This is a genomic window from Streptomyces luteolifulvus (genome assembly GCF_008806595.1).
Classification (GTDB): domain Bacteria; phylum Actinomycetota; class Actinomycetes; order Streptomycetales; family Streptomycetaceae; genus Streptomyces; species Streptomyces luteolifulvus.
Genome location: NZ_VZRB01000032.1, coordinates 20,505 through 45,508, shown reverse-complemented (window position 1 = coordinate 45,508; position 25,004 = coordinate 20,505). Strand labels below are relative to the sequence as shown.

The 25,004-nt window shown below is 69.6% G+C and carries 31 protein-coding genes; 11 read left to right on the top strand and 20 right to left on the bottom strand.

Going from position 1 to position 25,004, the window contains the following annotated elements:
* Positions 1-3: 3 nt before the first annotated feature.
* A complete protein-coding gene (locus F7R91_RS32750; protein ID WP_150955303.1) occupies positions 4-576 on the top strand; it encodes a hypothetical protein in 573 nt (190 codons plus the stop codon).
* Positions 577-581: 5 nt separating this feature from the next.
* Here the strand turns inward: F7R91_RS32750 and F7R91_RS32745 are convergent, their stop codons facing one another.
* From F7R91_RS32745 to F7R91_RS42240, 19 genes are all read right to left on the bottom strand, one after another.
* Entirely contained in the window at positions 582-2,057 is a 1,476-nt protein-coding gene (locus F7R91_RS32745) for a phage portal protein (protein ID WP_150955300.1), read from the bottom strand.
* Positions 2,044-2,223: a hypothetical protein gene (locus F7R91_RS32740; protein WP_150955297.1), complete on the bottom strand. Its 180-nt coding sequence runs from the start codon at positions 2,221-2,223 to the stop codon at positions 2,044-2,046. Before F7R91_RS32740 ends, F7R91_RS32745 begins: the two co-directional genes overlap by 14 nt.
* A gap of 12 nt (positions 2,224-2,235) precedes the next feature.
* On the bottom strand, positions 2,236-3,468 hold the full coding sequence (locus tag F7R91_RS32735) for a PBSX family phage terminase large subunit (RefSeq protein WP_150955294.1): 1,233 nt from the start codon (positions 3,466-3,468) through the stop codon (positions 2,236-2,238).
* Complete coding sequence (locus tag F7R91_RS32730) at positions 3,458-3,985, bottom strand: helix-turn-helix domain-containing protein (RefSeq protein WP_150955292.1); 528 nt, start codon at positions 3,983-3,985, stop codon at positions 3,458-3,460. Before F7R91_RS32730 ends, F7R91_RS32735 begins: the two co-directional genes overlap by 11 nt.
* Before the next feature lie 781 nt (positions 3,986-4,766).
* Positions 4,767-5,060, bottom strand: a complete 294-nt coding sequence (locus tag F7R91_RS32725; RefSeq protein WP_150955290.1) for a hypothetical protein — start codon at positions 5,058-5,060, stop codon at positions 4,767-4,769.
* Positions 5,061-5,143: 83 nt separating this feature from the next.
* Positions 5,144-5,443, bottom strand: coding sequence for a hypothetical protein (locus F7R91_RS32720; protein WP_150955287.1), 300 nt, complete (start codon positions 5,441-5,443; stop codon positions 5,144-5,146).
* A gap of 59 nt (positions 5,444-5,502) precedes the next feature.
* Positions 5,503-6,987 carry a hypothetical protein gene (locus tag F7R91_RS32715; RefSeq protein ID WP_150955284.1) on the bottom strand — a complete coding sequence of 495 codons (1,485 nt, stop codon included), beginning with the start codon at positions 6,985-6,987 and terminating at the stop codon, positions 5,503-5,505.
* 447 nt (positions 6,988-7,434) lie between these two features.
* Entirely contained in the window at positions 7,435-8,268 is an 834-nt protein-coding gene (locus tag F7R91_RS32710; protein ID WP_150955281.1) for a hypothetical protein, read from the bottom strand.
* Between the two features lie 54 nt (positions 8,269-8,322).
* Positions 8,323-8,538 (bottom strand): hypothetical protein, encoded by a 216-nt coding sequence (locus F7R91_RS32705; protein WP_150955278.1) that lies wholly within the window; start codon positions 8,536-8,538, stop codon positions 8,323-8,325.
* Positions 8,539-8,975: 437 nt separating this feature from the next.
* A complete protein-coding gene (locus tag F7R91_RS32700) occupies positions 8,976-9,461 on the bottom strand; it encodes a single-stranded DNA-binding protein (protein ID WP_150955275.1) in 486 nt (161 codons plus the stop codon).
* A gap of 3 nt (positions 9,462-9,464) precedes the next feature.
* The gene (locus F7R91_RS43890) at positions 9,465-10,043 is read right to left on the bottom strand and encodes an HNH endonuclease signature motif containing protein (protein WP_269144787.1); all 579 of its coding nucleotides are present in this window, start codon (positions 10,041-10,043) and stop codon (positions 9,465-9,467) included.
* Positions 10,044-10,093: 50 nt separating this feature from the next.
* Complete coding sequence (locus tag F7R91_RS32690) at positions 10,094-10,264, bottom strand: hypothetical protein (RefSeq protein ID WP_191971723.1); 171 nt, start codon at positions 10,262-10,264, stop codon at positions 10,094-10,096.
* A complete protein-coding gene (locus F7R91_RS32685) occupies positions 10,261-10,728 on the bottom strand; it encodes a hypothetical protein (protein WP_150955269.1) in 468 nt (155 codons plus the stop codon). The genes F7R91_RS32690 and F7R91_RS32685 overlap by 4 nt, the downstream gene beginning before the upstream one ends.
* The gene (locus F7R91_RS32680; protein ID WP_150955266.1) at positions 10,725-11,408 is read right to left on the bottom strand and encodes a zinc finger domain-containing protein; all 684 of its coding nucleotides are present in this window, start codon (positions 11,406-11,408) and stop codon (positions 10,725-10,727) included. The genes F7R91_RS32685 and F7R91_RS32680 overlap by 4 nt, the downstream gene beginning before the upstream one ends.
* Positions 11,405-12,358, bottom strand: a complete 954-nt coding sequence (locus F7R91_RS32675; RefSeq protein ID WP_150955263.1) for a mucin-2 — start codon at positions 12,356-12,358, stop codon at positions 11,405-11,407. Before F7R91_RS32675 ends, F7R91_RS32680 begins: the two co-directional genes overlap by 4 nt.
* 58 nt (positions 12,359-12,416) lie before the next feature.
* Positions 12,417-13,007 carry a hypothetical protein gene (locus F7R91_RS43145; protein ID WP_225320904.1) on the bottom strand — a complete coding sequence of 197 codons (591 nt, stop codon included), beginning with the start codon at positions 13,005-13,007 and terminating at the stop codon, positions 12,417-12,419.
* Positions 13,004-13,360, bottom strand: a complete 357-nt coding sequence (locus tag F7R91_RS32660) for a hypothetical protein (protein WP_225320903.1) — start codon at positions 13,358-13,360, stop codon at positions 13,004-13,006. Before F7R91_RS32660 ends, F7R91_RS43145 begins: the two co-directional genes overlap by 4 nt.
* Before the next feature lie 67 nt (positions 13,361-13,427).
* The gene (locus F7R91_RS42245) at positions 13,428-13,619 is read right to left on the bottom strand and encodes a hypothetical protein (protein ID WP_191971722.1); all 192 of its coding nucleotides are present in this window, start codon (positions 13,617-13,619) and stop codon (positions 13,428-13,430) included.
* Positions 13,616-13,822, bottom strand: a complete 207-nt coding sequence (locus F7R91_RS42240) for an XRE family transcriptional regulator (RefSeq protein WP_191971721.1) — start codon at positions 13,820-13,822, stop codon at positions 13,616-13,618. The genes F7R91_RS42245 and F7R91_RS42240 overlap by 4 nt, the downstream gene beginning before the upstream one ends.
* A gap of 266 nt (positions 13,823-14,088) precedes the next feature.
* On the opposite strand from F7R91_RS42240, the gene F7R91_RS32650 reads away from it, so the two are divergent.
* From F7R91_RS32650 to F7R91_RS32635, 4 genes are read left to right on the top strand one after another with little or no spacing between them, the layout of a single operon-like run.
* A complete protein-coding gene (locus F7R91_RS32650; protein ID WP_150955261.1) occupies positions 14,089-14,523 on the top strand; it encodes a helix-turn-helix domain-containing protein in 435 nt (144 codons plus the stop codon).
* A gap of 19 nt (positions 14,524-14,542) precedes the next feature.
* Positions 14,543-14,917 carry a hypothetical protein gene (locus tag F7R91_RS32645; protein WP_150955258.1) on the top strand — a complete coding sequence of 125 codons (375 nt, stop codon included), beginning with the start codon at positions 14,543-14,545 and terminating at the stop codon, positions 14,915-14,917.
* The gene (locus F7R91_RS32640; protein WP_225320902.1) at positions 14,914-16,557 is read left to right on the top strand and encodes a recombinase family protein; all 1,644 of its coding nucleotides are present in this window, start codon (positions 14,914-14,916) and stop codon (positions 16,555-16,557) included. Before F7R91_RS32645 ends, F7R91_RS32640 begins: the two co-directional genes overlap by 4 nt.
* A gap of 34 nt (positions 16,558-16,591) precedes the next feature.
* Positions 16,592-17,395 (top strand): exodeoxyribonuclease III, encoded by an 804-nt coding sequence (locus tag F7R91_RS32635; RefSeq protein WP_150955255.1) that lies wholly within the window; start codon positions 16,592-16,594, stop codon positions 17,393-17,395.
* Positions 17,396-17,407: 12 nt separating this feature from the next.
* Here F7R91_RS32635 and F7R91_RS32630 read toward each other — a convergent pair whose 3' ends face one another.
* The gene (locus F7R91_RS32630) at positions 17,408-18,028 is read right to left on the bottom strand and encodes a MerR family transcriptional regulator (RefSeq protein WP_150955425.1); all 621 of its coding nucleotides are present in this window, start codon (positions 18,026-18,028) and stop codon (positions 17,408-17,410) included.
* A gap of 166 nt (positions 18,029-18,194) precedes the next feature.
* Here F7R91_RS32630 and F7R91_RS32625 point away from each other — a divergent pair, with 166 nt between their 5' ends.
* The 6 genes from F7R91_RS32625 to F7R91_RS32605 all read left to right on the top strand — a co-directional run bounded on the left by F7R91_RS32625 (position 18,195) and on the right by F7R91_RS32605 (position 24,951).
* Complete coding sequence (locus F7R91_RS32625) at positions 18,195-19,781, top strand: flavin-containing monooxygenase (protein ID WP_150955252.1); 1,587 nt, start codon at positions 18,195-18,197, stop codon at positions 19,779-19,781.
* Positions 19,778-20,695: an alpha/beta fold hydrolase gene (locus F7R91_RS32620; RefSeq protein ID WP_150955249.1), complete on the top strand. Its 918-nt coding sequence runs from the start codon at positions 19,778-19,780 to the stop codon at positions 20,693-20,695. Before F7R91_RS32625 ends, F7R91_RS32620 begins: the two co-directional genes overlap by 4 nt.
* Positions 20,692-21,576 (top strand): SDR family oxidoreductase, encoded by an 885-nt coding sequence (locus F7R91_RS32615; protein ID WP_150955247.1) that lies wholly within the window; start codon positions 20,692-20,694, stop codon positions 21,574-21,576. Before F7R91_RS32620 ends, F7R91_RS32615 begins: the two co-directional genes overlap by 4 nt.
* 96 nt (positions 21,577-21,672) lie before the next feature.
* A complete protein-coding gene (locus F7R91_RS42235) occupies positions 21,673-21,822 on the top strand; it encodes a hypothetical protein (RefSeq protein ID WP_191971734.1) in 150 nt (49 codons plus the stop codon).
* 190 nt (positions 21,823-22,012) lie between these two features.
* Positions 22,013-22,615 carry a TetR/AcrR family transcriptional regulator gene (locus F7R91_RS32610; protein ID WP_150955244.1) on the top strand — a complete coding sequence of 201 codons (603 nt, stop codon included), beginning with the start codon at positions 22,013-22,015 and terminating at the stop codon, positions 22,613-22,615.
* Positions 22,616-22,716: 101 nt separating this feature from the next.
* On the top strand, positions 22,717-24,951 hold the full coding sequence (locus F7R91_RS32605) for an MMPL family transporter (RefSeq protein ID WP_150955241.1): 2,235 nt from the start codon (positions 22,717-22,719) through the stop codon (positions 24,949-24,951).
* The last annotated feature ends 53 nt before the right edge of the window (positions 24,952-25,004 follow it).

Genomic DNA, 25,004 nt, shown 5'->3' with positions numbered 1-25,004 from the left:
CGATTGACTGACTCAGATGCGGCCAGGATCCAGCGGGCAAAGGTGGATAACCCTGAATCTCACCGAACATCGATACCATCTCAGACAAGGAACCCGTCTGAAATTCCAGGTGTACGTGTATTCGGGAGTGCATACCTGGCGATCGAGGAGTTCGCCGCTCTATCTTCGCGGGTCGATGGCTCGGACAGCGATGCTTTGCAGGTCTACCTATCTGCGCTGTTGCGCAGTAATGAGGCGCTGGTGCCTCACTTCAATTCTCCGCCCTCAATCTGGTCCCCCTTGAGAGAGGTTGCTGAGCAAGCCTCAGCCGTAGGGATAGGGGTAACGATGGGTGAGGGTAGTGTTCCGATTTTGGTTGGGGCCTACATCGGCGGTCTTTTCCTCGTCAAGTTCGTCACTCCAATAGTTAGTGAAGTTGGCAATGCAACTGCTGCCGGAATCGGAGCCAAAATTAGGACGGCGTTTGGTGTTGAAGTGTCAACTGCCTCGTCGGCCTCAGCGGAAGAAGGCGTCAATGATCCAGTGTCGCCACCTGTTGAGGAATCATCTGGCGGTGCGGAGGAAAGTGGGGGCTGAGAAAGCTAAAGAGGGAAGGAGCCGACTGGATCTGGCGCAGCGGCACCGGTCTCGGCGAGGATCGCCCGAACCTCGGCTTGTACCGCGGTGTCGTCCCACGTCGGGTTAAGGATCTTCACCTTCGTTGCCGTGCTGAGGGCGCCGGCGCGGTTGAGCAGGTCGAGAGTCGTCGCCGTCTGCTCGGCGGACTCGGCGACGCCGTCGCCGAACTCCACGCGGGGGCGGGCGGGCGTGACCTTGCTGCCAAACAGTGCTGCGTCGAGTTGCAACATGACGTGACACATGTCGGCGATCCCGTGGCGCCAATAGCCGGCCTTCTTCCGGCGGGTCACCATCGATCGGGCGTCGCGGCTGTCGACCTCGGTCGCGGTGACGGGCTGTCCCTCGCCGTCGAGGCCGAACGACTGGGGCGAGTAGCCGGCGGCTTGGGCGGCCTGTCGCATGATGCTTTCGGCCGTCCGGGCGTGCTCCTCGACCCTGATATCGAACTGATTCAACGTGATGCCGGCGCCCTCGTTGGGCGGCATTCTCAGGCTGTGCCAGACCTCGCGGTCGTCGTCGAACGACGCTCCGCGGCCGGCGCCCTCGTTGCGCAAGTAGCCATCGGGGACGATCAGCCGCGCGCGGGCGAGGCGGATGTCGCGGAGCCACGACGTCCACGTTTCGTCGAGGGCGTCGAACAGGTCGTAGATCGGCGCCGCGTAGTCCGAGCGTCCGATCGGGCTCCCCCGGTGCAGCCGGTTAGGCAGCATGTTGGGTACATACGTGGCCGTGAGTTCCCGGATGCCGGTCGCGATGCTGTCGCCGTCGGCGTCGAGGGAGTCGACCAACTCGGCCGTATCGGGGTGCTCGGTGAGCGGCACGCGGCGCCCGACGTTGTCGCGCGTCCCCATATACAGGGCGTGCACTATGCGGCCGGACTCGTGTCGCTCAAAGAGGCGCCATACGGTCGACTCGGTCGAGCCGTCCAACTCGCGCCAGAACGACACGGCGCGCAGCATGTTGAACCGGTACTCGGGTACGGCTCCGTCGGGCTGCATGACGGTGAGCAGGGGGCGCGGCGCTAGGTCGCGGTCCCACGTCACACGGAGGAACACGCCAGACAGGGCGGCGGCCTGCTCGGCGGCGCCGAGCAACGTCTGTTGCACGCGGCCCTCGTCGAGCAGCTGGTCGAGGCGTTCCTGTGTGGCCTTGTCCTCGACGGTGATCGTCGGCATGTTGGCGAACAACAGGTCGGCGCTCGTCGACGCGATGTCGCCGGCGAGGGGGACGTGTAGGCGGTTGTCGCGCCGGTCGGCGCGGTGCTCGAACGATCGCCGGCCCCACAGGCGGCGCCGCTCGGAGGGGCGCCCGTGGTGGGCGTAGGCGCGGCCTAGGCGTTTCCGGTCGCCGCTGTACCACGCGTCGTCGACGCGCATCGCGGCGTAGTACGGGGCCCACGCCGGCGGCGGCCACGCTGCGCCCTGGTCAGGGAGTGCCATCGGCGCCCCCTTCCTGTGCGGTGGCCTCGCACGCGTCGGCGGCGCGGCGGAACAACTCGGCGAGGGCGGGGCGCAGCTGCTCGCCGGGGGCGAGGGTCAGTTCGCCTACCTCGACGGTGTGCTCGCCGACGGTGAGGTGTACGGGCAGGGTGAACGCTGCGGCCACGGGGCGGCCTCCTTACGCGGCGAGGGTGAGCAGGTGCCGCCACTCGTGGGCGGTCGAGTGGACGACGTAGCGCAGTGCGTCACATGAGTGGTCGGCCCGCTTGACGGGCTTGTCTTCGCCCTTGTCGGCGGCGGACTCGTCCCACACGTAACCGGGCAGTTCGTCGAGCAGTCCCTCGCACGATCGGTGTATGCGGAGCAGGCCGGCGCCGAGCAGGCTCGCCACGGACCGGATACCGTCCACCACTTCGTTCGAGGCGCGGGCCACACCCGGGTACGAGTCGGCCCACAGCTGCGTAATGAAGCTCGCCGCGCTCGGGTCGATGAACGTCCACTCGGGGGCGACGCCCTGCTCGGCAACCCACTTGCGCAGTGCGGCGCTGTACTGGGCGTCGGTCATCTGCCGGTGCGCGGTGCGGGAGTCGTGGCGCCACTCGGCGCACGCGTACAGCCGGCCGTCGACGCCCTCGCCGAGCAGGATCGCCGAGGTGGCGTTCACGGTGCCGTAGTCGAGGCCGATCCAGTACCGGCGCATCGCGGGCAGGGTGTCGACGACGTGCTCGGACTCGTCGAACATGTCGTAGATCGCGCCCTCTGCCTGCACCCATAGGCCGAGTACGTTCCGCTTGTAGAACAGGCCCGTGTGCGTCGACTTGATCCGGGCTATGTACTCGGGGTCAAGGCCCGGGTTGTCGTCCAACTGGAAGTGCCACGACCTGAGTCGGGCCTCTTCCGGCCTGAGCAGGTAGTCGCGGCGTAGCCAGTGGTTCGGGTTGTCGGGGTTGGTCGTGCCGAAGATCGCCGATCCGGGCACGCTGCAACGCGCGGTGAGCTGGTCAAAGAACGACTTGGGGAGGGTCGTCGCCTCGTCGACGTACGCGCCGGCGCACGTCAAGCCTCTTACCTTCGGCTCGGCCTGGGCGTCATTGGCGCCGAGGGCGTGCACGGTGCGGCCGAGGACGGTCGCCGTCGGCGCGCCGCTGGTGTAGTGGATATCTTGCGCGACCTCGCCGAACACGTCCGGGTTCATGAGCGGGCCGAACACGTTCCGGGCGAGGCTGTCGCGGGTGCGCCCGACCATGACCAGCTCGCCGCCGGGCGGCGGGTCGGCGACGTAGCCCAACCACCGTATGAGGCTGGCGATCGTCTTCCCGCTACGCACCGACCCTTCCCACAGGTTCAGGAATGCGGCGGCCTCGACGATCGAATCGACCTGCTTTGCGGACAGGCCAAGATCAGTGTTCATCGTCGCCGCCGGGGGCGTCGCCGTGGCGCTCCGCGTAGTTGCGGGCGAGTCCTTCCATGAGGCGCCCGATCACGGAACGGGAGCGCTCGCCGGCCTCGTCGCGCGGCGGGGTGAGTTTGAGGGACCGGTCGAGGGCGGCGCCGGCCGTGGCCATCATCGTGCGGCGGTCCGCGGGGGTCGGCTCGTCCTGCCACTTCTGGGCGTAGGTGTGATCCTTCCCGCCCCATTCGAAGTAGAGGTGTGGCTCGGTCATCTTGGCGAGCTCGCGCTCGGCGATGTCGTGCAGCGTGACGGCGAGTTCGGCGCGGCGCGCGGCGAGGTCGGCACGGCGTACGCGGGTGGCGGTCGCGACCTCGGCGGCGCGGTCGAACGTGAGCGGCGGGTCGAACTGGCCGGCGATCTTCGACACGGTCGAGGGCGACCTCTTGATCGCTCGGGCGATCTCGTTCCGGCTCTTGCCCTTGGCGTGTAGCCGGCGTACCTGCTCGCGGTCGCGGTCGTCGATGGGGCGTCCCACGGGTCACCTCCCGTGGGCATGCGAACGCCCCGCCGCTAACGGGGGGAGCGGCGGGGCGTTCGAGGTAGGGCGTCCGTTTGCGGGCACGCCGAAGACGGGCCCTACATTAGGTCACAGAACGATAACGACGCAAGTGGCTTCGATTCCTGCGGCTCGACCGCGGGTCCGCCGCTGGTTCGGCTGTACAGGAAGTCACGTATGTTGCTTAACTCTTTGTTGCAGCATGCTGCCGACGGGGGCGAGACCGTGCGTCGATCCCGCCCCCAGCGCGCGCCCTAGCCGGCGCTACGCAGTGACCGCTCAAACGGTCATTGAGGGATGGGCTCGGGTTGGTGTGCGCCTACCTCCTGAACCAGTCGCTGACGACCTCGTACGCGAGACGTCCGACTGCGACCAGGAAGGTATTGCGTTCCCAATCCGGGCCCTTCAACTTGCTGACTGGCTTCCTATTCTTCTTCCTCTGCTTCCCCAACGTTCCTCTCTCTCATTGGTGAACTGCGGGATGAGGGGAGGACGGTTGGGGCGAAGTCCCGCCCGCAACAGGCAAAACTCTAGCTGCACTTGACGGCCCATTGGGGGCTCTGTCCGCCTGCGAACAAGTCGTTAGGGTGCATACGGCATATGCCGTTCGAGGCGAGGGGGTGGCGGTGACGACGGTTCTATTCGGATGCGGCACAGGACTGTGCGATTCGGGCCTCGCTGCGTCGTGCGCGCATGTAACGGCCTGCGCGTCCGGACGCGCGACGCGCCCCGCTGTGTCGTACAGCGGGGCGCGCAGTTGTCATACGCCCTGGTCAGGCTGTCGGACGGGGCGGTACGGCTTGATGTTCGCCGTCACGATTTCGGGTGCGACGCCGGGCGGGTAGTGCCCGCGCTTCCATGCTCCGTCGTACACGTTGGCGAGGATGAGTAACGCCTGTCGGACGGCGGTCGAGGCGTCGCAACCGGTCTGCATGATCACGCGCAGATCGTCGTGCATGCCTTCGTCGAGGATGCGCACCGAGAGAGACCGGCCTACGGGCGGCGGGAGGTTCGGGGCCTTGGCTGGCTGCTGGGTAGGGTTGGCGGTGGTCATGGTGGGGGTTGCTCCCATCGTGGTTAGTCGGGCCCGCCCGGTGGTGACGTCACCGTGTGCGGGCCCGCGTCTATGCGCGGGGTCTACTGCGCGGAGCCGTGTTCGCGCAGCTTGCGATACACGTACGACTCGGTGAGGTCGAAGAGCGTCGCGATTTGCTTCGGTTCCCATCCCGCGTCGCGAACTTCGACCAGCAGGCTGGGCAAGTCCTTCTCGACCTCCTTCCACTCCTTCCGCGCCTTGACGGCTCGGCTCATCCGAAGCTCAAGGGAGTCAGCAAGCTGTCGTTGTTGCTCCTGGCCGCGCTCGTAACGGCGCACCAGGGCCGTTACTTCTTTGGCCAACTGCTCGGCCGTGACAATTGCGGGCTCTTGCGCGGTCATTCCGGTTGCTCCTGATGGGGGCGGGGCCCGCCCTCGGTCGAGGGCGGGCCGGTGGTTGATTAGCTCGTCGGGCGGTGGGCAAAGACGCACTGCGAGGACCTGAGCATCTTCTCGACCCTCCAGCCGCGGCGTTCGAGGCGGTCGGCGAGGCATTCGAGGGCGGGGCCGTGCCCGGGGGTGTCGCGGCGGATGGTGCGCCCGCCCTCAAGCCAGTAGACGGCGACGCGGTTTCCCTCGCGCGGGTCGACCAGATAGCCGCGTACGTCCTGCTCGGCCTCGGTCGGGTCGCTCACGTCGTGGTGGTCGGTCATGCGGGCGACGGCGAGGCCGTCGAGGGTGGCGCGGGCGGCGATCACGTTCGGGTGTCCGGCGTCCGCCGGGGTGCTGCCCTCCGCGGCGCCGGCGTGTCCCACGATCACGCCCTCGATTACGCGGCGGGCGGGCAGGGTCTCGGCCGGCTCGGCGGCGGCCTCGGCGCGGCGCGCGTCGATGCGGGCCTGTAGGGCGGCCGGTACGGGGGCGCCGTGGGCGATGTGGTCGGCGGCCTGCCGCTCGTCCATCTCGGCGCGGTACGCCTCGCGGTCGGCCGCGGCCTTGGCGCGGATGCGGGCGAGGCCGGCCGGCTCCGGGGTCATGCGCACAGCGATGGCCTCGCGGGCGGGCTGGTCGCCTTCGGTGAACAGGGCGCCCTGTTCGGCGGCCGGCTCGACGTCGAACAGGGTGTCGCCGGCCGACTCCTCGCCGATCCACTCGCCCCGCCATGTGCCGGCGCTGGCCTCGATCTCGGTCACCTCGGCGGCGGCCTGCTGCGCCTCGATCTCCTCGGTGGTCTCGTTGGCGGGCTCGACATGGCTCGGGTGGATGGTCGAGGTGGTGCCGTGGTCCCACTCAATGGTCACGTTGTCGCGGGTGGTGGTCTGTGTGTCGAGGTGGAACATGGGCACGTTGACGGCGGTAACCGTGCCGGTGCGGTTGCCCTGCTGCACGCGGGCGCCCTCGGCGTAGGGGGCCGGCTCGGTCTCCTCGCCAGCGAGGGGGAAACCGTAGCTGCGGGCGATCTGCTCGGCGGCCTCGGCGCTCGCTGCGTACGTGCCGCCCTCGATCTCGCGGGCCGGCGCGGTGAGGGTGTGAAGGTCGCCGTTCTCCTTGGTGATGGCGGCGGGGTAGGCGCTGACCAGGATGCCGACAACCTGCTCGGAGTGGATGACCAGTACGTCACCGTCGCGGATGTCGTAGCGGGTCTGGGTGTGGTTGTAGGCCGTGCCGGTGCTGGTGAAGTGGTGGACCATGCGGGCCGGGGAGTTACCGGCGCGCTTGATCCACAGGCGGGCGGCGTCGCGCTGGGCGCGGTTGCGCTTCATGGCGAGCACGCTTTCGGCGTACCGGCTGATGACGTGCAGGATGCGCGGGCTGGTCGGCTCGATGACCAGAGTCCGGCCACGACCGCGACGGGCGGCGTCGAGGACAGCGGCGGTCTCGTCGTCTCCGATGAACTGATCGGTGACGTAGTCGGCGAGGGCGCCGGGGATGGTGACTGCGCTCATTGGGGTTGCTCCCTTGGGCTGGTCGGTCTGCGGGTCCGCCGGGTGACGTCCGGCGGAACTGACTGTACTAAGTTCTGAACTGGGTACACAAGAGGTGTGCTCTTATCAACGCCCTGTGCTGATCGCTAAGTTGGACCTGTCTCCGCTTCCCATCTGGGGAGGGTCGCCGGGAGTCGGGCCGTCGGGGTCATGACGCCCGGCGAACCCGAACAAGGAGGAGGAGACATGGCCGAGAAACCCTCGACCAGGCGGGCAGAGCTCATGCGCGAGCTTGCTGCACGTGCAGCCGTAGCACTGGGCGTTCGCGCCCTGTGGGCTGTGATTGTGGAGCTTGTTCGCCACGATCTTTAAGGAATCGCGCGTAGCGGTTCGGAGGGCAGCGATAGCGGCGACACTGGGGGATCCCCTTACCCAGGGTTGCCGTGCTGCCCTCTCCCGCGAAGCCAGTCACCGCTTTGCGCTGAGAGCGACCCACAATCCAACGAGATCGGCGCCTCGCCACGCCCGGCGCCGGCCGTCGAGGTCGACGGGGGCCTCGCACGCCTCGCCGGTCGAGCAGGTGACGACCGGTTCGCCCCCGGGTCGGGTGTGGGCGGCGAGCTGCCCGCGGCAGAACGGGCACGGCTCGTCGAGGGTGGTCGTGCGTCCGTTGCGGCCGAGGGCGCGCTCGATCGTGTGGCGCGCGCGGCGGGCGGTCGCCGCGACCTCGTCGAGCAGGCGGGCCGACATGGGCTCGAACACGTCGCCCATGTCCTCACCGAGGGCGCGCCCCTCCAGCCATACGGCGGCCCAATGCAGCCCGTACGCGCGGCTACCGGCCGAGGCGGCGCTCGCGGGGCCGGCGTCGCGGTGCGTCGGCGGGTGCCACCGTGCCGGGTCGGCGGCGTCGACCTGGTCGGAGATGAACCGGCCGTGAGCGCCACGGGCCGGCCGTATGGAGCGCTGCACCTGCTCGGCGACGGCGTCGGCGAGGCCGAACAGGTCGCGCTCGACGGCGAGGGCGGCGTCGAGGGCGTCGAGGTTGAGCGGGGCGGGGTGTTCGCGGATGGTGAGCGGGAGCCGACCGACGACGGCCTCGACGGGCATCGCGTCGTCGTCCTCGGCGCGGTCGTCGGCGGCGAGCTGGTCGAGGAATCCGCGGGCCTCGCGCGGCGGCCACTCCGCGGCCGGTCGGTGGTTGATGGCGGCGAGCAGGTCGCCCCACTGCTCGCGCACGGCGGCGAGGTCGACCGCGGCGCGGCGGGAGACGGGCAGGGCGGCGGGGGCAAGGGTGGTCATCATGGTGTGGCTGCTCCTGTGCTCAGTGCTGACGGCGGCGAGGCTCGGCGGTGGTGGTCATCTGTTGTTCTCTTGGGCGCGTTCGGTGATCACTCGGCACGTGATGCAGTTGCGGGGGCATCGGCCTTCCCCCTTGGCGAGGCGCAACAGGGCGCGGTCGGTGTCGCAGGTGCAGGCGAGGGGGCCGGGGTCGCGCCGGCATGCCCACAGGCCGAGGGGCACGCCGGACGCGACGACCAGGGCAAGGACGATCGCCCACGTTGCGCCACTCACGCGAGGGCCTGCTCGTAGGGAATGCGGGTCATGGGGCGTGGCTCCTGGCTCGGGTTCGAGGGGTTGTATGCGGGGCGACGGTCACCACGGGCGCGATGCACACGAACGGGCGTGCTTCGCGCGCGCGGGCGGGCCGGCGACCGGTCGCGGGCGTGGTGGAAATGGGTGATTGCACATCGCTCTGGTGCATGTTGTGGGCGACGCCCGGTATGCCGGTGAGACCTTCGGCGCATGACTGATGTGAATCGATTGGTGGACGGCATCCGCGCTGGTCGGGAGTGGGCTCAAAGCGAGGCGGATCGTCATCGCACGTCTGCAATGCAGGGGGCAAAGCGGGAGCCGCACGCAGAACTGGCCGTGGCGTATATCGCCATTGGAGCGGTCCTGGACAAGATCTTGGAACGCGCCCAAAGTGATTAGCGTGCCTTCGGGTGTGATCAAAATGGGGGCTCGGCGTTGTATCTCTGGGTAGCCCACGGGTTGCCGGCGGGCTGCTGGGCGTATCCCTCGTGCTGCTGGCCGTGCGACTGGGCGGGCTGCTGGGCGCCTTGGGTGTTGCCGTTGGCCTTGGTCACGACGGCGGTCGCGCGCAGCAACGACGGGGCGACCTCGTCGGCCCGAATCTCGTAACTGCTGCGCTTGCTGCCGTCGGTGGCCTCGTACTGGCGCTGCGTGAGTCGGCCCACGACGATCACGCGCATGCCGCGCTGGATGGACTCGGCGACGTGCTCGGCCTGCTGGCGCCACACGGCCACGCCGAGGAACAGCGGCTCGCCGTCTTCCCATTCGTTGGTCTGGCGGTTGAACTTCCGGGGCGTCGAGGCCATGCGGAAGTTCGTCACGGCGGCGCCGGACGGGGTGAACCTGAGCTCAGGGTCGGCAACGACGTTGCCGGTCATGGTGATGGTGGTCTCGCCACTCATGGGTTACGCGGCCCTTTCGAGGGTGGGGACGGTCGGTCGGATGGGCTCGACGACGGCGAGGCGGGCCTCGCGCTTCGCGGCGCGGGTGGCGCGGGCGGATGCGTTCTTGCACGCCCGGCACTTCCTCGTTCCGTTCTTCGCGCGGATGGTGTTCGCCCGGTCGTAGCGGTGGCCGGCGGGGCAGTGCGTGACGGCGGCGCGGGCGGCGACGTGGTTCGTCGAGCGGAGGATGTTCGTGCGGTGTGTGACGGCTTCGAGGTGGGAGGGGGCGACGCACTCACGGCGGCGGCACCGGTGGTCGACTTCGAGGCCGGCGGGTATGGGGCCGTTGGCCTGCTCGTAGGCGTAGCGGTGGGCCTTGACGGTGCGGCCGTCGACCCAAAACGTGCCGTAGCCCTTTTCGTTCTGGGCGCCGTCCCACGGGTGGCATGGGCCGAGGCAGTTCCGGCGGAGTGACCAGGGGCCGGCGGTGGTCACCTTGTCGGCGAACCGCTGGGCCGGGGTGGGCCGGTCCATGGGATGTACCTCCGTCGGGATGTAGCCGTTCAGAATGTTCTTTCTCGTGCGAGCTGTATCGCTCACGAACGAACGATAGCTCTCGTGTGTGACCCTTGGTCGATTCGATTTCCGGGCTACGCGGCTGCTGGGCGGTCGTCGTCGGGCTCGTCGAGGGTGATCGTCCACCCCATCGCCGTCAGTTCCTCGACGACCTGCTCGGCCATGTCGCCGGCGCTGCGTAGGCCGTTGCCGAGGGTGATCTCGACGGCGGCGCGCACGATGGCGACGGCGGCCGGCGGGATCATCGCTGTGCCCCGGTGACGTGCCGGGCGTCGCGGCGTCCGCACTGCTCGCGGGCGACTGGCGGGCGCACCATGAGGCGGGCGAGGCCGGCGCGGTCGCGCTCGGACTGCTCGGCGGCGGCCTCGACCTGCTCGGCCCGACGGCGCTCCTCGACGGCCTGCCGGCGCTGCTCCTCGGCGGCCCGCCGGTGCTCGGCGAGCAGGGCGGGCCCGTCGAGTTCGTATAGCGTGCGCCACTGGCCGTGTCCGCGGTGCTGCTCAACGATCACGTATGCGCCTTGGTCGCGCATCTCGCGGGCGATCCGGTCGCGGGCGTGCCGGTCGGACGTGGCCTTGATGGCGGGCCGGTTGGGGCGCTTGTCCCATGATCCCGTCACGCGGAACGACTTGGTGTTCTTCGTACGGTCCGTCGCCGAGGCGCGGCGTCGGTGCGGGGCGCGGTCGGGGTGTTTCTTGTTGCGCTTCATGCGGCCGGCTCCTTCGGGGCGTAGCGGCGGGCGGTGGCGAGGTCGAGGCGGGACGGGTGCGCAGTGCTGCGCGGGTTGCGGCGGTAGTTGACGCACGGCTCGCCGGCGTGGGCGCGACACTGCTCGTACGTGCACGCCACGTCGAGCGGGTCGGGCAGTCCCTCGACGGCGAGGCGTTCGCGCTCGGCGCGGCGCGGCCGGAACTCGGCGAGGGTGGCGGCGACGGTGCGCGGGACATACTCGCCGAGGGCGGCGAGGCGTTCGGCGACCTCGGGGGCGGGCCCGCCGGTCAACTCGCGGAAGGTCGCGGCTGGGGCGGCACCGACGGCTACGGCGTGCCGGGTGCCGAGCAGCTCGGCCCGGTACGCCTCGGGGTTGTCCGGATCGGCGGCGGGAACGGGGTCGTGGTGCCGGTCGACCACGTCGCGCCGGAAGCTGTGCCACGGGCGCGACACGTCCGACGGCTTGATCGGGTACGGGCTGGTTGCTATGTGATGGCGTACGACCTGTGCGGCGTCCCAGTGCCGGCCGGCGGGGTGCGGCGCGGTCGGCGGTACGTCGTCGAGCAGGTCGGCCCACTGGTCGAGGGTTTCCTCGGCGGCGGCCTGGTCCGTCGGGGCGCTCCGCGGGTCGAGGCGCACGGCATAGGCGAGCAGGGCGGCGACTTCTTCCCGGGTCATCTGGCGTGCTCCTGAGGCGAGTTGAGGGCGGCGGCGAACATGTCGGCGGCGCGGGCCACGCGGCCTGGGCGGGCGGCGTCGAGGGGGATCACGTCGGCCCCGGGGGCGGTCGGGGCGCCGGCCGGCACGGGCGGGAGTGCGGTCCAGCCGGGCAGGAAGTAGCGCACGCTGCGGGGGCGGGAACGGGCGCGGCGCCACTGCTCGCGGGCGTGATCGACCAGGGCGGGGACAGCGGTCCGCTTCACGATCGCTTCGAGGCGGAACCAATCGGCCTCGGCGAGGGACCACTCGACGACGACGCCGGCGGCGGTGAGCGCGTCACGCAACGGCCGAAGGCTCGGCGGGACGGCGGGGGTCGAGCCGTAGCTAGCTTGCTGTACCTCCGTAGGAGGTACAGCGGGGCGGGTCGGGTCGGGTCGGGGGGACCGTGACGGGTCGACCTCGTCACGCTGTGACGGTTCGCCCTGACCTGCGATGTCTTCCGGGAACTCGATTTGATTCGCGGACGGTTCGCGATTTTCCTGCCTCGGATCGTCGTCGATTCGCGGACGATTCGCCGACGAATCGAGCGGATTACGCTCCTGGTTCCGCTGCTCGGCGGCGCGTTCGCGGGCCCGCTGCTGCCGGTCGGCGGCCTTGGCTCGCTCGTCCTCGACGCGCGCTCGGCTCGGGTTGTAGATCAGGAAGTCATGCATCACGTAGTCGCCGGCGGGCGGCTGCTTGCATCGGGTGCAGTCGTGCCCGTGGGCGTGCCACAAGCCGGACGCGACCAGCTTCCGGGCCTGGGGGGCGGTGCCGTACAGCTGGGCGACGACGCCCGGTATCACTCCCTCGGTGAGGTGCTGGGCGGCGTAGGCGCCGGCGCGGACCCACAGGCCGAGGGCGGCGTTTCCGGCCCTCAACAGCTTGGGGTGCGCGTGCGAGGTGTCGTCGACTTTGAACCACGTCACGGGGGTTGTGCTCCTGTCGGGGTGGGGCGCCGGCGGTTCGTCCTCGCCGCCGGGCCAGTCATGCGGCGGTGAAGTAGGGGCGGGTGCGGGCCGGTTGGTGGTCGTCGCATCGCCACCCGCACGGGTACGGCCGTACGGGCTGGGCGCCGCACCGGGGGTTCCCGTGGGCGCAACCGTCCGCGGTCGCGGGGTTGTTGCACGCGTTGCAGTACCGGCGGCCGTCGGCGTGGTGCCGGCCGTGTACGCCCTGGTTGTGGTCGCACGACGGGGCGCGGTGTTGCATGCCCTTTACGGCGGCGCGGGGGTCGATGTGTGCGGCGAGGCCGGCGATGCGCTGGGCGAGGGTGAGCGCGTCGTCGGGGTCGAGCAGGTCGTCGAGGCTGTCGGCGGGCGGTGCCTCGGCGAGCAGGGCCTCGCGGGTCCCGTCGGCGGCGGCGGCACGCATCGACCGCTCGTACTCGGGCATGTCCTCGCTCACGACGGCGTGATCGAGGCGGACGACGTTCGCGGCGTGCGTAGCGAGCAGTGCGCCGACGTCGTCGGGGTGCTCGGCGTATGCGAGGGCCAGGGAGTCGAGCAGCTGCTCGGCGCGGTCGGCGATCGGCAGACGGACGGCGAGGCCGTCGGCGGTGAGCGTGGGGCGGATCATCCGTACAGCTCCTCGGGCATGGTCGGCTCGTCGAGGGCGAGGTCGCCCGTGATCGCGTCGTAGGCGTGGGGGCGGGTCCAGTCGGCGGCGGGGAACATCCGCAGCAGCAGGCCGCGGGCGGCGCGGTGCGCGTCGTGGTCGGCCTTGACCGGCCCGCCGAGGGCGTCGTCGAGGGCGACCCACGTCGCGAGGCGCTGCTCGCCGTCGCGGTCGGTCGTCACGGGGACGGTCCGCACGCGGGCGGTACCGGGGGCGATCTGGTCCAGCTGCCGGGCGATCACGCCCGTACGGATGCGGTGCTTCTCGGTGTCAGTGGCGGCCGGTGCGGGGGCGGTACGCTCAGCGATGTTCACGATCGGTACCTCTCGGGGTTCGGTCGGGAGGGCCGTCCGGGTCGCGTCCGGGCGGCCCTCCGCGTTTTCAGGCGGCGGCGCGGTGCTCGACGGCGGGCGCATGCTGGCGCTGCTCGCGTTCGAGGCGGCGCAAGACGAGTTCGACCTCGGGGGCGATGCGCCCGGCGGCGCGGTCGGCGTCGCGCCGGTCGCGGGCCTGGTCGAGGACCCGGCGGGCGTTGGCGAACGCCTGCTCGCGGGTGATTACGCGGGCGGTCATGCAGCCGCCTTGCACAGCTGCGAGGCGGGCACGCCGTAGGCGCGCTCGACGGCGGCGGCGACACGCGCCGAGGGCGCCGTGTGCCCGTGGAACAGGCGCCAAGCGGTCGCCGGGGCGACTTCAAGACGCCGGGAGATGTCGGACGGAGTGGAATCGCCGGCCCCTCGGGCGGCGTTCCGCAGAAGCGTGCGGTCGTAGCGCATGACACAGAAGTCCTTTCACGAACGATACGTTTCGCTCGTGAACGCAACGTACCACGCATCGATCACGCGTGAACGAACGTGAATCTCGTGTGACTCTGAGTTCACAGATGTTTACTGTTGACTCGCATATGCCACGAGGGCAGAATCGGACACTCGTTCGAGTAAATGCGCGGACCAGGGGCAAAGGGGGTGCTCTGTCGTGACTCACGTCATGGTCATGCGTGATCGGTCTGTCGATGTACGTTCATGGGCGATACATTGCACGCATGAAAAACAGCAGCAACGCCGACCAGGCGTTCGGTCAGTGGCTCCGCAAGGAACTGGAAGCCCGCGGTTACAACCTGTCCCCGCGCGGCGGCGGACAGACCCGGTTCGCCGAGGACTCCGGCATCTCACGCCCGACGATCTCGCGCCTGTTGAAGGGCACCGGCGAGCAGGACATCAACACCCTTACGCAGCTCGCCGAAGCGCTCGGCCTCCGCCTCGGCGTCGTACTCGTACGCGCCGGAATCCTCAGCGACAGCGACCTACAGGCCGTCCAGCACCCACCCGCTGGCGAATCCCGCATCACCCCCGAGGACGCCGCGACCCAACTCGGCATCACTGACGAGCAACAGAGAGACCTGTTCGTCGCGATGACACGCACGCTCCAGCAGCAACGACAGCGCTCCGGCGACGGAGACCACGCCGCCGAGCAATAGCGATCACGGAGGCTCCGCATTGAACACCAGCCGCTATCTCCCATGGCTGGCAAACTCACTGTTCCTGGCGGGACTCACCGTTGGCGCTCTGGGCCTCCACCCCGAAAACCAAGACACCGGAGCAGCCGCAGCAGGGTTCTTCATCGCCATTGCGGCCCTACCCGCCGTAATCGCGTGGCTGCTAGGCCGCAACCAACGGGTCACGGACGCCCAACTCTCCACAGCACACCGTGTCGGCTATCAGCAGGCACTCGAACACGTTGCGCGCGGTCTGCTCGACCAGCCCACCGCGCCGCCCAACCCTGGCGAACGCTTACCGGGCGAGCAGGCCGCGGGCAACGTGATCCAACTGCGCCCATCCACGGACGATCGATCCGAACGGAAGGCACTGTGACCATCCTTGACCTACCTGCCACATTCCGCGGCTCGCCGGTTGACGAAGACGGCGAACCGTGGCTCGGATACATCCGCGTGTCAACGTGGAAAGAGGAGAAGATCAGCCCCGAACTGCAAGAAACGGCCCTTCGAGGATGGGCCAAGCGCACCGGCCGGCGTCTCCTCGAACCGCTGATCATCGATCTTGACGTTACGGGTCGTAACTTCAAGCGCAAGATCATGGGCGGGATCAGGCGCGTTGAAGCTGGAGAGGCGCGCGGCATCGCGGTATGGAAGTACAGCCGCTTCGGACGCTCCCGCGACGGCGTCGCCGTCAACCTCAAACGCCTTGAGGACGCGGGCGGCCAACTCGAATCCGCCACCGAGGAAGTAGACGCGCGCACGGCTACCGGCCGACTGCAACGCGGCATCCTCTTTGAGTTCGCCGCGTACGAATCCGACGTGCGCGGCGAGCAGTGGCGCGAGACTCACGACCACCGCCGCTACAAGCTCCACCTACCCGCCACCGGGCGCCCCCGATTCGGGTACGTATGGCATCCGCGCCGACTCCCAGACCCGGAGAGGCCGGGCCAATTCATCCTGCAAGAGGAACGCTACGTCGCACACGACGTCCTCGGCCCCGCCATGGCCGACCGCTTCCGCCAGTACATCGACGGCGACCCCTTCTATGCGCTGGTGGGCGAACTGAACACCGACGGCCACCGCACGACCCGCGGCGGCCACTGGTCCGAACAGACCCTTATCCGGTACATGGATTCGGGTTTCTGCGCTGGCCTGCTTCGCGTCCACAACCCGAAGTGCCAGTGCGCCCCGGAGGTACGCGGGAACTGCCCCGATGTGCTGTTCATACCCGGAGCGCAAGAGGAACTGATCAGCGCTGAACTCTGGCAGATGTACCAAGAGCGACGCGAGGCGATGCGCCGCACCGCGCCACGTGCCCGCCGGGCGACCTACGAACTGTCGGGACTCATGCGTCACACGCAGTGCCGCGGCAACCTAGCCGCGAACAACGCTCAGCGGGTTGTCGACGGCCAGACAGTCAAGGTCCCTGGTTTCTCGTATCGGTGTGGACGCCGAACCGTCAGCGGTCCGACCGCATGCCCCGGCGTGTGGATCAAACGGGAGCACGCCGAAGGCGAAGTCTTCAAGTGGCTTGCGAGAGAGGCCGCACCCGGTATTGACGCCGCCCCCAGCATTCCCCAGCAGCGCACCGAAGTGCGCGACGATCGCGTGCAGGCCGCCCGCGAGCGCGCACGCCTCCAGCGCGAGGCCGACCAACTCGCCAGTGCACTGGTCAACCTCCGCACGGACCGGGCCATGAACCCGGACGACTACGGGCCCGGCGAGTACGAGGCCGCTCGGGACCGTATCCGTACCCAGCAGGCCGCCAACACGAAAGCGATGGAGCGGGTTGCCGAGGTCGAGGCGACTCCACACCGCGCCGACTACGAATCGTTGATCGTCGGCACGGTCGAGGAGTGGGAGACGCTAAACGCACGCGAGCGCAATGAGATCTTGAAACAGCTTGTGCGCCGCGTGGCCGTCACCAAGACGGAAGACGGTGTTCGGGTCGAGGTTCATCCCGTGTGGGAGCCGGATCCGTGGGCGCCGGAAAGTGAGGGTGCCGCCGTCCAGTAGCGTTCCTGCGTCTTCCTTTGTTCTGGAGAGTGTTTTGCTAACTGTGACCTCCGCCAATGTGAACGGACTGCGCGCCGCCGCCAAGAAGGGCTTCGTGGAGTGGCTGGCCGCCACCTCCGCCGATGTGCTCTGCCTCCAGGAGGTGCGCGCCGAGCCGCACCAGCTGCCCGAACCCGCCGGCGCGCCCGAGGGCTGGCACGTCGTCCACGCCCCCGCCGCCGCCAAGGGCCGCGCCGGTGTCTCCCTCTACTCCCGCCGCGAGTCCGACCGCGTCCAGGTCGGCTTCGGCTCGTCCGAGTTCGACACCGCTGGACGGTACGTCGAGGCCGACCTGCCGGGTGTCACGGTCGCCTCCCTCTACCTCCCCTCCGGCGAGGTCGGCACCGACCGCCAGGACGAGAAGACCCGCTTCATGACCGAGTTCCTCGCCCATCTCAAGGAACTCCGCGTGCGCGCCGCCGCCGACGGCCGCGAAGTGGTCGTGTGCGGCGACTGGAACATCGCCCACCAGCGGGCCGACCTCAAGAACTGGCGGTCCAACCAGAAGAACTCCGGCTTCCTGCCCCAGGAGCGGGCCTGGCTGACCCAGGTCTTCGACCCGGCGGACGGCGGCTATGTGGACGTCGTGCGGTCGCTGCATCCGGAGGTGGAGGGGCCGTACACGTGGTGGTCGTATCGGGGGCGGGCCTTCGACAACGACTCGGGCTGGCGCATCGACCTCCATGTTTCGACCCCCGGCCTCGCCGCCAAGGCGGTCAAGGGCTTTGTCGAGCGTGCGGCCACCCATGACGAACGCTGGTCCGACCATGCGCCGGTGACTGTGGTCTACGACCTCTAGCCAGGTAGCTAGCTAGCCCTGCTTCCTCAACCGCCGGTCCAGCGCCAGTGAGAGTTCCGCCGCGACCACGCTCTGGGCCAGTGGGCGCAGGCGCTGGAGGTCCTCCTCCGGGGCGTGGCGCAGGATCACGTCGGCGAAGAGTTCCGCGAGGGCGTCCGCGTGTGCGCGTACGCGGCGGCCCGCTTCCAGGACGTCCGCGAGGGGGATGCCTTCGCGGACCAGGGCGGACGAGACATCCAGCAGACGGCGGCTGATGTGGACGATCTCCTCGCCGTCGGTGCCGAGGTAGCCGAGGTCCAGCGCGGCCGCGAGGTTCTCGGGGGTGGCCTCGCCGGCGAAGCGGTCGGCGAGGTCCTCGGGGGTGAGGCGGACCGGGGTCTCCTCGGTGGGGGTGTCCATGCCGAGCAGATCGGCGACGTCCCGGCCGTGGTCGAAGGCCTCCGCCAGCTCCGCGATGCCGTTCAGGGTGTGGCCGCGTTCCAGGAGCGCCGAGATGGTGCGCAGCCGGGCCAGGTGGTGGTCGTCGTACCAGGCGATGCGGCCCTGGCGCCGGGGCGGCGGGATGAGTTTGCGTTCGCGGTAGAAGCGCAGGGTGCGCACCGTGATGCCGGCCAGCCGGGCCAGCTCCTCCATGCGGTACTCGCGTCGTCCGCCTTCTTCGTCCACGTCAGAAGCCTATGTTGTACCGCCGGTAAGTTGCTGGGGCCCGACCCCTACCGGTCGGTATGGGTGCTGCTCTACGCTCCCATTGCGCCAGTGTTCACTGGCGGAGTCCTAGGCGATGCGTGGAGGCTCAGGGATGGCGGAGCACGAGCACGAACACGAGCACGTACGGGTGGCGGTGATCGGGTCCGGGTTCGGCGGGCTGGGCGCCGCCGTCCGGCTCAGGCGCGAGGGCGTCACCGACTTCGTCGTCCTGGAGCGGGCCGGCAGCGTCGGCGGTACCTGGCGGGACAACAGTTATCCGGGATGCGCGTGCGACGTGCCGTCCCATCTCTACTCGTTCTCCTTCGCCCCTCACCCCGACTGGCCCCGCACCTTCTCCGGGCAGCAGCACATCCGCGCCTATCTGGAGCATGTCGCGGACGTCTTCCGGCTGCGCCCCCACATCCGCTTCGACTCGGAGGTGAAGCGGATGACCTGGAACGGCGAGCGGCTGTGCTGGGACATCGAGACCAGCGGCGGGAACCTCTCCGCCGACATCGTCGTCTCCGCGACCGGTCCGCTGTCCGACCCGAAGATCCCGGACATCCCCGGGCTCGACTCCTTCCCCGGCAAGGTCTTCCACTCCGCCCGCTGGGACCACGACTACGACCTGCGCGGCAAGCGCGTCGCCATGGTCGGCACCGGCGCCTCCGCGATCCAGATCGTGCCGGCCATCCAGCCGGACGTCTCCCGGCTGACCCTCTTCCAGCGCACCCCGCCGTGGGTGCTGCCCCGCATGGACCGCGACATCACCGCAGCGGAGCGATGGCTGCACCGGCGGCTCCCCCTCACCACTCGGGCCCGCCGCGGAATCCTGTGGAGCATCAGGGAGTTGCAGGTCCAGGCGTTCACCAAGCGCCCCAACGAGCTCGGCGTGATCGAAGCCCTGGCCCGGCGCAACATGGCCCGCTCGGTCAAGGATCCGGCCCTGCGCGCCAGGCTCACGCCCGACTACCGCATCGGCTGCAAGCGGATCCTGCTGTCCAGCGAGTACTACCCGGCGATCGTGCGGCCCAATGTGGACGTGGTCGCGAGCGGGCTGTCCGAGATCCGCGGCTCGACCGTGGTCGCCGCCGACGGCACCGAGGCCGAGGTCGACGCGATCATCTTCGGTACCGGGTTCCATGTCACCGACATGCCGATCGCCCAGCGAGTGGTGGGCGCGGACGGGCGGACCCTCGCCGAGACCTGGAAGGACGGCATGGAGGCCCTGCGCGGCGCCTCCGCGGCCGGCTTCCCCAACTGGATGACGGTCATCGGGCCCAACACCGGCCTCGGGAACACCTCCATGATCCTGATGATCGAGTCCCAGCTGAACTACATGGCCGACTTCGTACGACAGCTCGACGTCCTCGGCGGACGCGCCGCCCTGGACGCCCGCCCGAGCGCCGTTGACGCCTGGAACCGCCGGGTGCAGGAGCGGATGAAGCGCACGGTGTGGAACACGGGCTGCGACAGCTGGTACCTCGACGCCAACGGCCGCAACACCACCATCTGGCCCGGTACGACGACCGAGTTCCGGCGTGCCACGCGCCGGGTGGATCTGGCGGAGTACGAGATTCGTCGCCCGCCCGCCGCCAAGGAGCCGAAGCAGACGATGAAGCCGACGACGGCGGACACAACAGATACAGCAGACACGGCAGACACAGCGGACGCGACGGACAAGGCGGTGACCGCGTGAGCCGCCTGACCCATGTGGCCTCCGGCCCCTACGCCCCGCCCGCCCCGGCCCGCGAACTCACCGTCGTCTCCGCCGACGGCGCCCGGCTGCATGTCGAGGTGCACGGCGCCGACGACGCGCCCGCCGTCCTCCTCGCGCACGGCTGGACCTGCTCCACCGCCTTCTGGGCCGCCCAGATCCGCGAACTGGCCGCCGACCACCGGGTCATCGCCTACGACCAGCGGGGCCACGGACGCAGCCCGGCGAGCCCCGCCTGCGGTACGGAGGCACTCGCCGACGACCTCGAAGCCGTGATGGCGGCGACGCTCGCGCCGGGCGAGAAGGCCGTGGTCGCCGGTCACTCCATGGGAGGGATGACGGTGCTGGCCGCCTCCGCCCGCCCCGGGTTCCGGGAGCACGCGGCCGCCGTACTGCTGTGCAGCACGGGCAGTTCACGACTGGTCGCCGAATCGCGGGTCGTGCCGATCCGGGCCGGCCGGTTGCGGACCCTGCTGACCAAGCGGATTCTCGGTTCACGGGCGCCGCTCGGGCCGGTCACACCGCCGGCCCGGCGGATCCTCAAGTACGCGACGATGGGCCCGGGTTCGGCCCCGCACATGGTCGAGGCGTGCGCCCGTATCGTGCACGCCTGTCCCCGCAAGGTGCGGTACGCCTGGTCCCAGGTGCTCGATCTGCTCGATCTCGACCACGGCGTACGGGAGTTGAGGGCGCCGACGGCCGTGGTCGTCGGCACGGCGGACCGGATGACCCCGCCGGTGCACGCGCGCTCGCTGGCCGCGGCCCTGCCGGTCTGCCTCGGCGTGACCGAGCTGCCCGGGCTCGGCCATATGACACCGGTCGAGGCGCCCGAGCTGGTCAGCGGGAAGATCCGGGAACTCGTCACGGCGTACGGACAGGTGAAGGAGGGCGCATGAGCAGGGTGAGCCTGGAGGGACAGGTCGCGGTGATCACCGGGGCCGCCCGGGGCGTGGGCGAGCTCCTGGCCCGCAAGCTGTCGGCGCGCGGCGCCACGGTGGCGCTGGCCGGCCTGGAGGCGGACGCCCTCAAGCAGGTCGCCGATCGGCTGCACGGCGACAGTGCCCACTGGTACGCCGACGTCACCGACCACGAGGCAATGACCCGGGTCGCTCGGGAGGTCAAGGAGCGGTTCGGGAAGGTCGACCTCGTCGTCGCCAACGCCGGTGTGGCGACCGGCGGTCCGTTCATGGACTCGGATCCGGAGGCCTGGCGGCGCGTCATCGAGGTCAATCTGATCGGTTCGGCGGTGACGGCCCGCGCGTTCCTGCCGGTGCTGACGGAGAGCCGCGGGTATCTGCTCCAGATCGCCTCCCTCGCGGCGATCACCCCGGCGCCGATGATGACCGCGTACTGCGCGTCCAAGTCCGGGGTGGAGGCGTACGCGCACAGCCTGCGGGCCGAGGTCGGTCACCGGGGCGTACGGGTCGGCGTGGCCTACCTCTCGTGGACCGACACCGACATGGTGCGCGGGGCCGATCAGGACGACGTCATGCGGGAGTTGAGGCAGCGGCTGCCGTGGCCGTCGAACAAGACATATCCGCTGGGGCCGGCCGTCGACCGGATCGTCGCCGGGATCGAACGGCGGTCGGCGCACGTCTACGGGCAGTGGTGGCTGCGCGGGATGCAGGGTGTGCGCGGGTATCTGCCCGCGCTCATCGGGACGGTGGGGCAGCGGGAGATGCGGCGGTTCGCCTCGCGGCTCGAAGGGATGCGGACCGGGCTGGTCGGAGCGGGCGGCGCGGCGGACGAACAGGCCAGGGCTACACACCGTAACTGATCGAAATGCGGAGCGTGTCCGCCCATGTGAATCTGATCGGGGCCCCGCCTCGGGGTCTCAACCCCTCACCCACCACGGGAGTGAACCCACATGGGTATGAAGGACAAGTTCCAGGAGCAGTCTGAGCAGCGGGGGCGCCGCCGGGATCGCATGGACGATCCTGAGCGTGAGCGTATGGAGGAGCGGGAGCGGGAACGGATGGAGCGGGAGGACGAGGATCGCCTCGATGACGACTACGACCGGTAGTCCGGCGGCTTGATCCTTGATGTGGGGTGCCCTTCTTCGGAGGGCACCCCACATCGCTTTTTTGGCCACATCTCTTTTTTGGGTGGAGGGCGTGACCCACAACACGAACGAAACAGTTTCGTTTCGCTTGGAGCTGCGCTACATTCGTCATGTACGAAACCGTGTCGTTCGGAGTGGGAAGGTGGGAGGCATGACAGAGGTCTCGACGGCCCGTCGCAGTCGGATCACCCCCGAGCGCGAGGCCGAGCTGTACGCGGCCGTGCTCGACCTGCTCCGGGAAGTCGGCTACGACGCCCTCACCATGGACGCCGTGGCCGCCCGCACCCGGTCCAGCAAGGCGACCCTCTACCGCCAGTGGGGCGGGAAGGCCGAGCTGGTGGCGAAGGCCGTGCGACAGAACAAGCCCGGCGCGTCCTCCGACGAGGTCGACACCGGATCACTCAGAGGCGACCTGCACGCCCTGACGCTGCAGTCGGACGACTGCCAGATGGAACAGGACTCCGCGCTGATGCGGGGACTGGCCATGGCGATCCACGGCAACCCGGACCTCCTGCAGGCGTTCCGGGAGCATCTGATCGAGCCGGAGATGGCGGAGTTCCGCCGGGTGCTCCAGCGGGCGATCGACCGGGGTGAGGTCCGTGCGGACAACCCGGCGATCGAGTTCGTGATGCACATGATGATCGGTGGGTTCGTCGCCCGCACGATGATCGACGAGAAGCCGCCGACCCAGGCGTTCCTGCTTTCGTACATCGACGCCGTGGTGCTCCCCGCCCTCGGCGTGCCCACCACCTGAGAGTCCCCGTACTCACTCACCACCTGACGCGACCGCTCACGTCGTCGGGCTGATCACCCCTGCCCCGAAGAACCCAACGACCTGACCGGGAGTACGCCCTCGTGGCCACGTTTCTCTACAGACTCGGCCGGCTCGCCTTCCGGCGACGGCACTTCGTCGCCCTGATATGGGTGGCCCTGCTGACGCTCGCCGGCGTCGGCGCGGCCAGCGCCCCCGCCGCCGGCTCCACCTCCTTCTCGGTCCCCGGAACCGAGGCCCAGAAGGCATTCGACCTGCTGGAACAGCGCTTCCCGGGGATGAGCGCCGACGGCGCAACGGCCCGCGTCGTCTTCAAGGCGCCCACCGGCGGGAAGATGACCGACGCCGACCACAAGAAGACCGTCCGGAAGACCGTCGACGAACTGGCCGACGGCTCCGAGGTCGCCTCCGTCGCCGACCCGTACCAGGCCAACGCCGTCAGCAAGGACGGCACGATCGCGTACGCGTCGGTCAAGTACAAGGTGTCCGGCATGGAACTGGAGGACGCCACCCGGGACGCCCTGGAGGAGGCCGCGCAGGACGCGCGGGACACCGGGCTGACCGTGGAGGTCGGCGGTGACGCACTCCAGACCACACCCGAGACCGGTGCCACGGAGGTCATCGGCATCGCGGTCGCCGCGGTGGTCCTGGTCATCACCTTCGGCTCGCTGATCGCGGCCGGACTGCCGCTGCTGACGGCGCTCGTCGGCGTGGGCATCGGAGTCTCGGCGATCACCGCCCTCGCCGGCATCCTCGACCTGGGCTCGACCACATCCACGCTGGCCACGATGATCGGCCTCGCCGTCGGTATCGACTACGCCCTGTTCATCGTCTCCCGCTACCGCGCCGAACTGGCCGAGGGCCGCGAGCGCGAGGAGGCGGCCGGCCGGGCCGTCGGCACCGCGGGCTCCGCGGTGGTGTTCGCCGGCCTCACGGTCGTGATCGCGCTGGTCGGCCTGGCCGTCGTCAACATCCCGATGCTGACGAAGATGGGTGTCGCGGCCGCCGGCACGGTCGCCATCGCGGTCCTCATCGCGCTGACGATGATCCCCGCCCTGCTCGGTTACGCGGGCCGGAAGGTCAGGCCGGCGGGTGAGAAGAGCAGGTTCCTCGGCGGCGCCCGGGCCGCGCGGAAGGCGTCCTCGGGCAGGGCCAGGCCCAACCTGGGCACGCGCTGGGCGAGCTTCGTCGTACGCCGTCCGGTCGCCGTCCTGCTCCTCGGCGTCCTCGGCCTCGGCGCCGCCGCCGTCCCCGCGGGCTCCCTGGAGCTGGGCCTCGGGGACGACGGCTCGCAGCCGACCTCGACCACCCAGCGCAGGGCTTACGACCTGCTCTCCGAGGGCTTCGGGCCCGGCTTCAACGGTCCATTGACGGTCGTCGTCGACGCGCAGGCGAGCGACGCGCCCAAGGACGCGGTCACCCGGGTCGGCGACGACATCAAGGGCCTCAAGGACGTCGGGACGGTGACGCCGGCGACGTACAACAAGAACGGCGACACGGCGACGATCACCGTGATCCCGGACTCCAAGCCGTCGTCGGCCACGACCGAGGACCTGGTGCACGGCATCCGGGACACGGGTACGGACATCAAGGCCGACACGGGCGCGGATGTGCTGGTCACCGGCACCACGGCCATGAACATCGACACCTCGCAGAAGCTGAACGACGCGCTGATCCCGTATCTGGTCCTGGTCGTGGGCCTGGCGTTCCTGCTCCTGATCGCGGTCTTCCGCTCGATCCTCGTCCCGCTCAAGGCGGCCCTCGGCTTCCTGCTGAGCGTGATGGCGGCCCTGGGTGCCGTGGTCGCGGTCTTCCAGTGGGGCTGGCTGGCCGGCCTGATGGGCGTCGAGGAGACCGGACCGGTCATGTCGATGATGCCGATCTTCATGATCGGCGTGGTCTTCGGTCTCGCGATGGACTACGAGGTGTTCCTCGTGACCCGGATGCGCGAGGCGTACGTCCACGGCGAGAAGCCGAGCCAGGCCGTGGTCACCGGGTTCCGGTACGGCGCACGGGTCGTGACGGCCGCCGCGGTGATCATGATGGCGGTGTTCGCCGGCTTCATCGGCTCCAGCGAGTCGATGATCAAGATGATCGGCTTCGGCCTGGCGATCGCGGTCTTCTTCGACGCGTTCGTCGTCCGTATGGCGATCGTCCCGGCGGTCCTTGCCCTGCTCGGCAAGAAGGCCTGGTGGCTGCCGAAGTGGCTGGACCGGGTGCTGCCGAACGTGGACGTGGAGGGAGAAGGGCTGCGGGCGGCGAGTGAGCCGGACGGCTCGCCCGATCCCGACGAGAAGCGAGAACTGGTCAAGGTCTGATCCCTCGGACCTCCGACGGCCCCCGGACCGACGACGCGGCGCGCGTCCTCGGT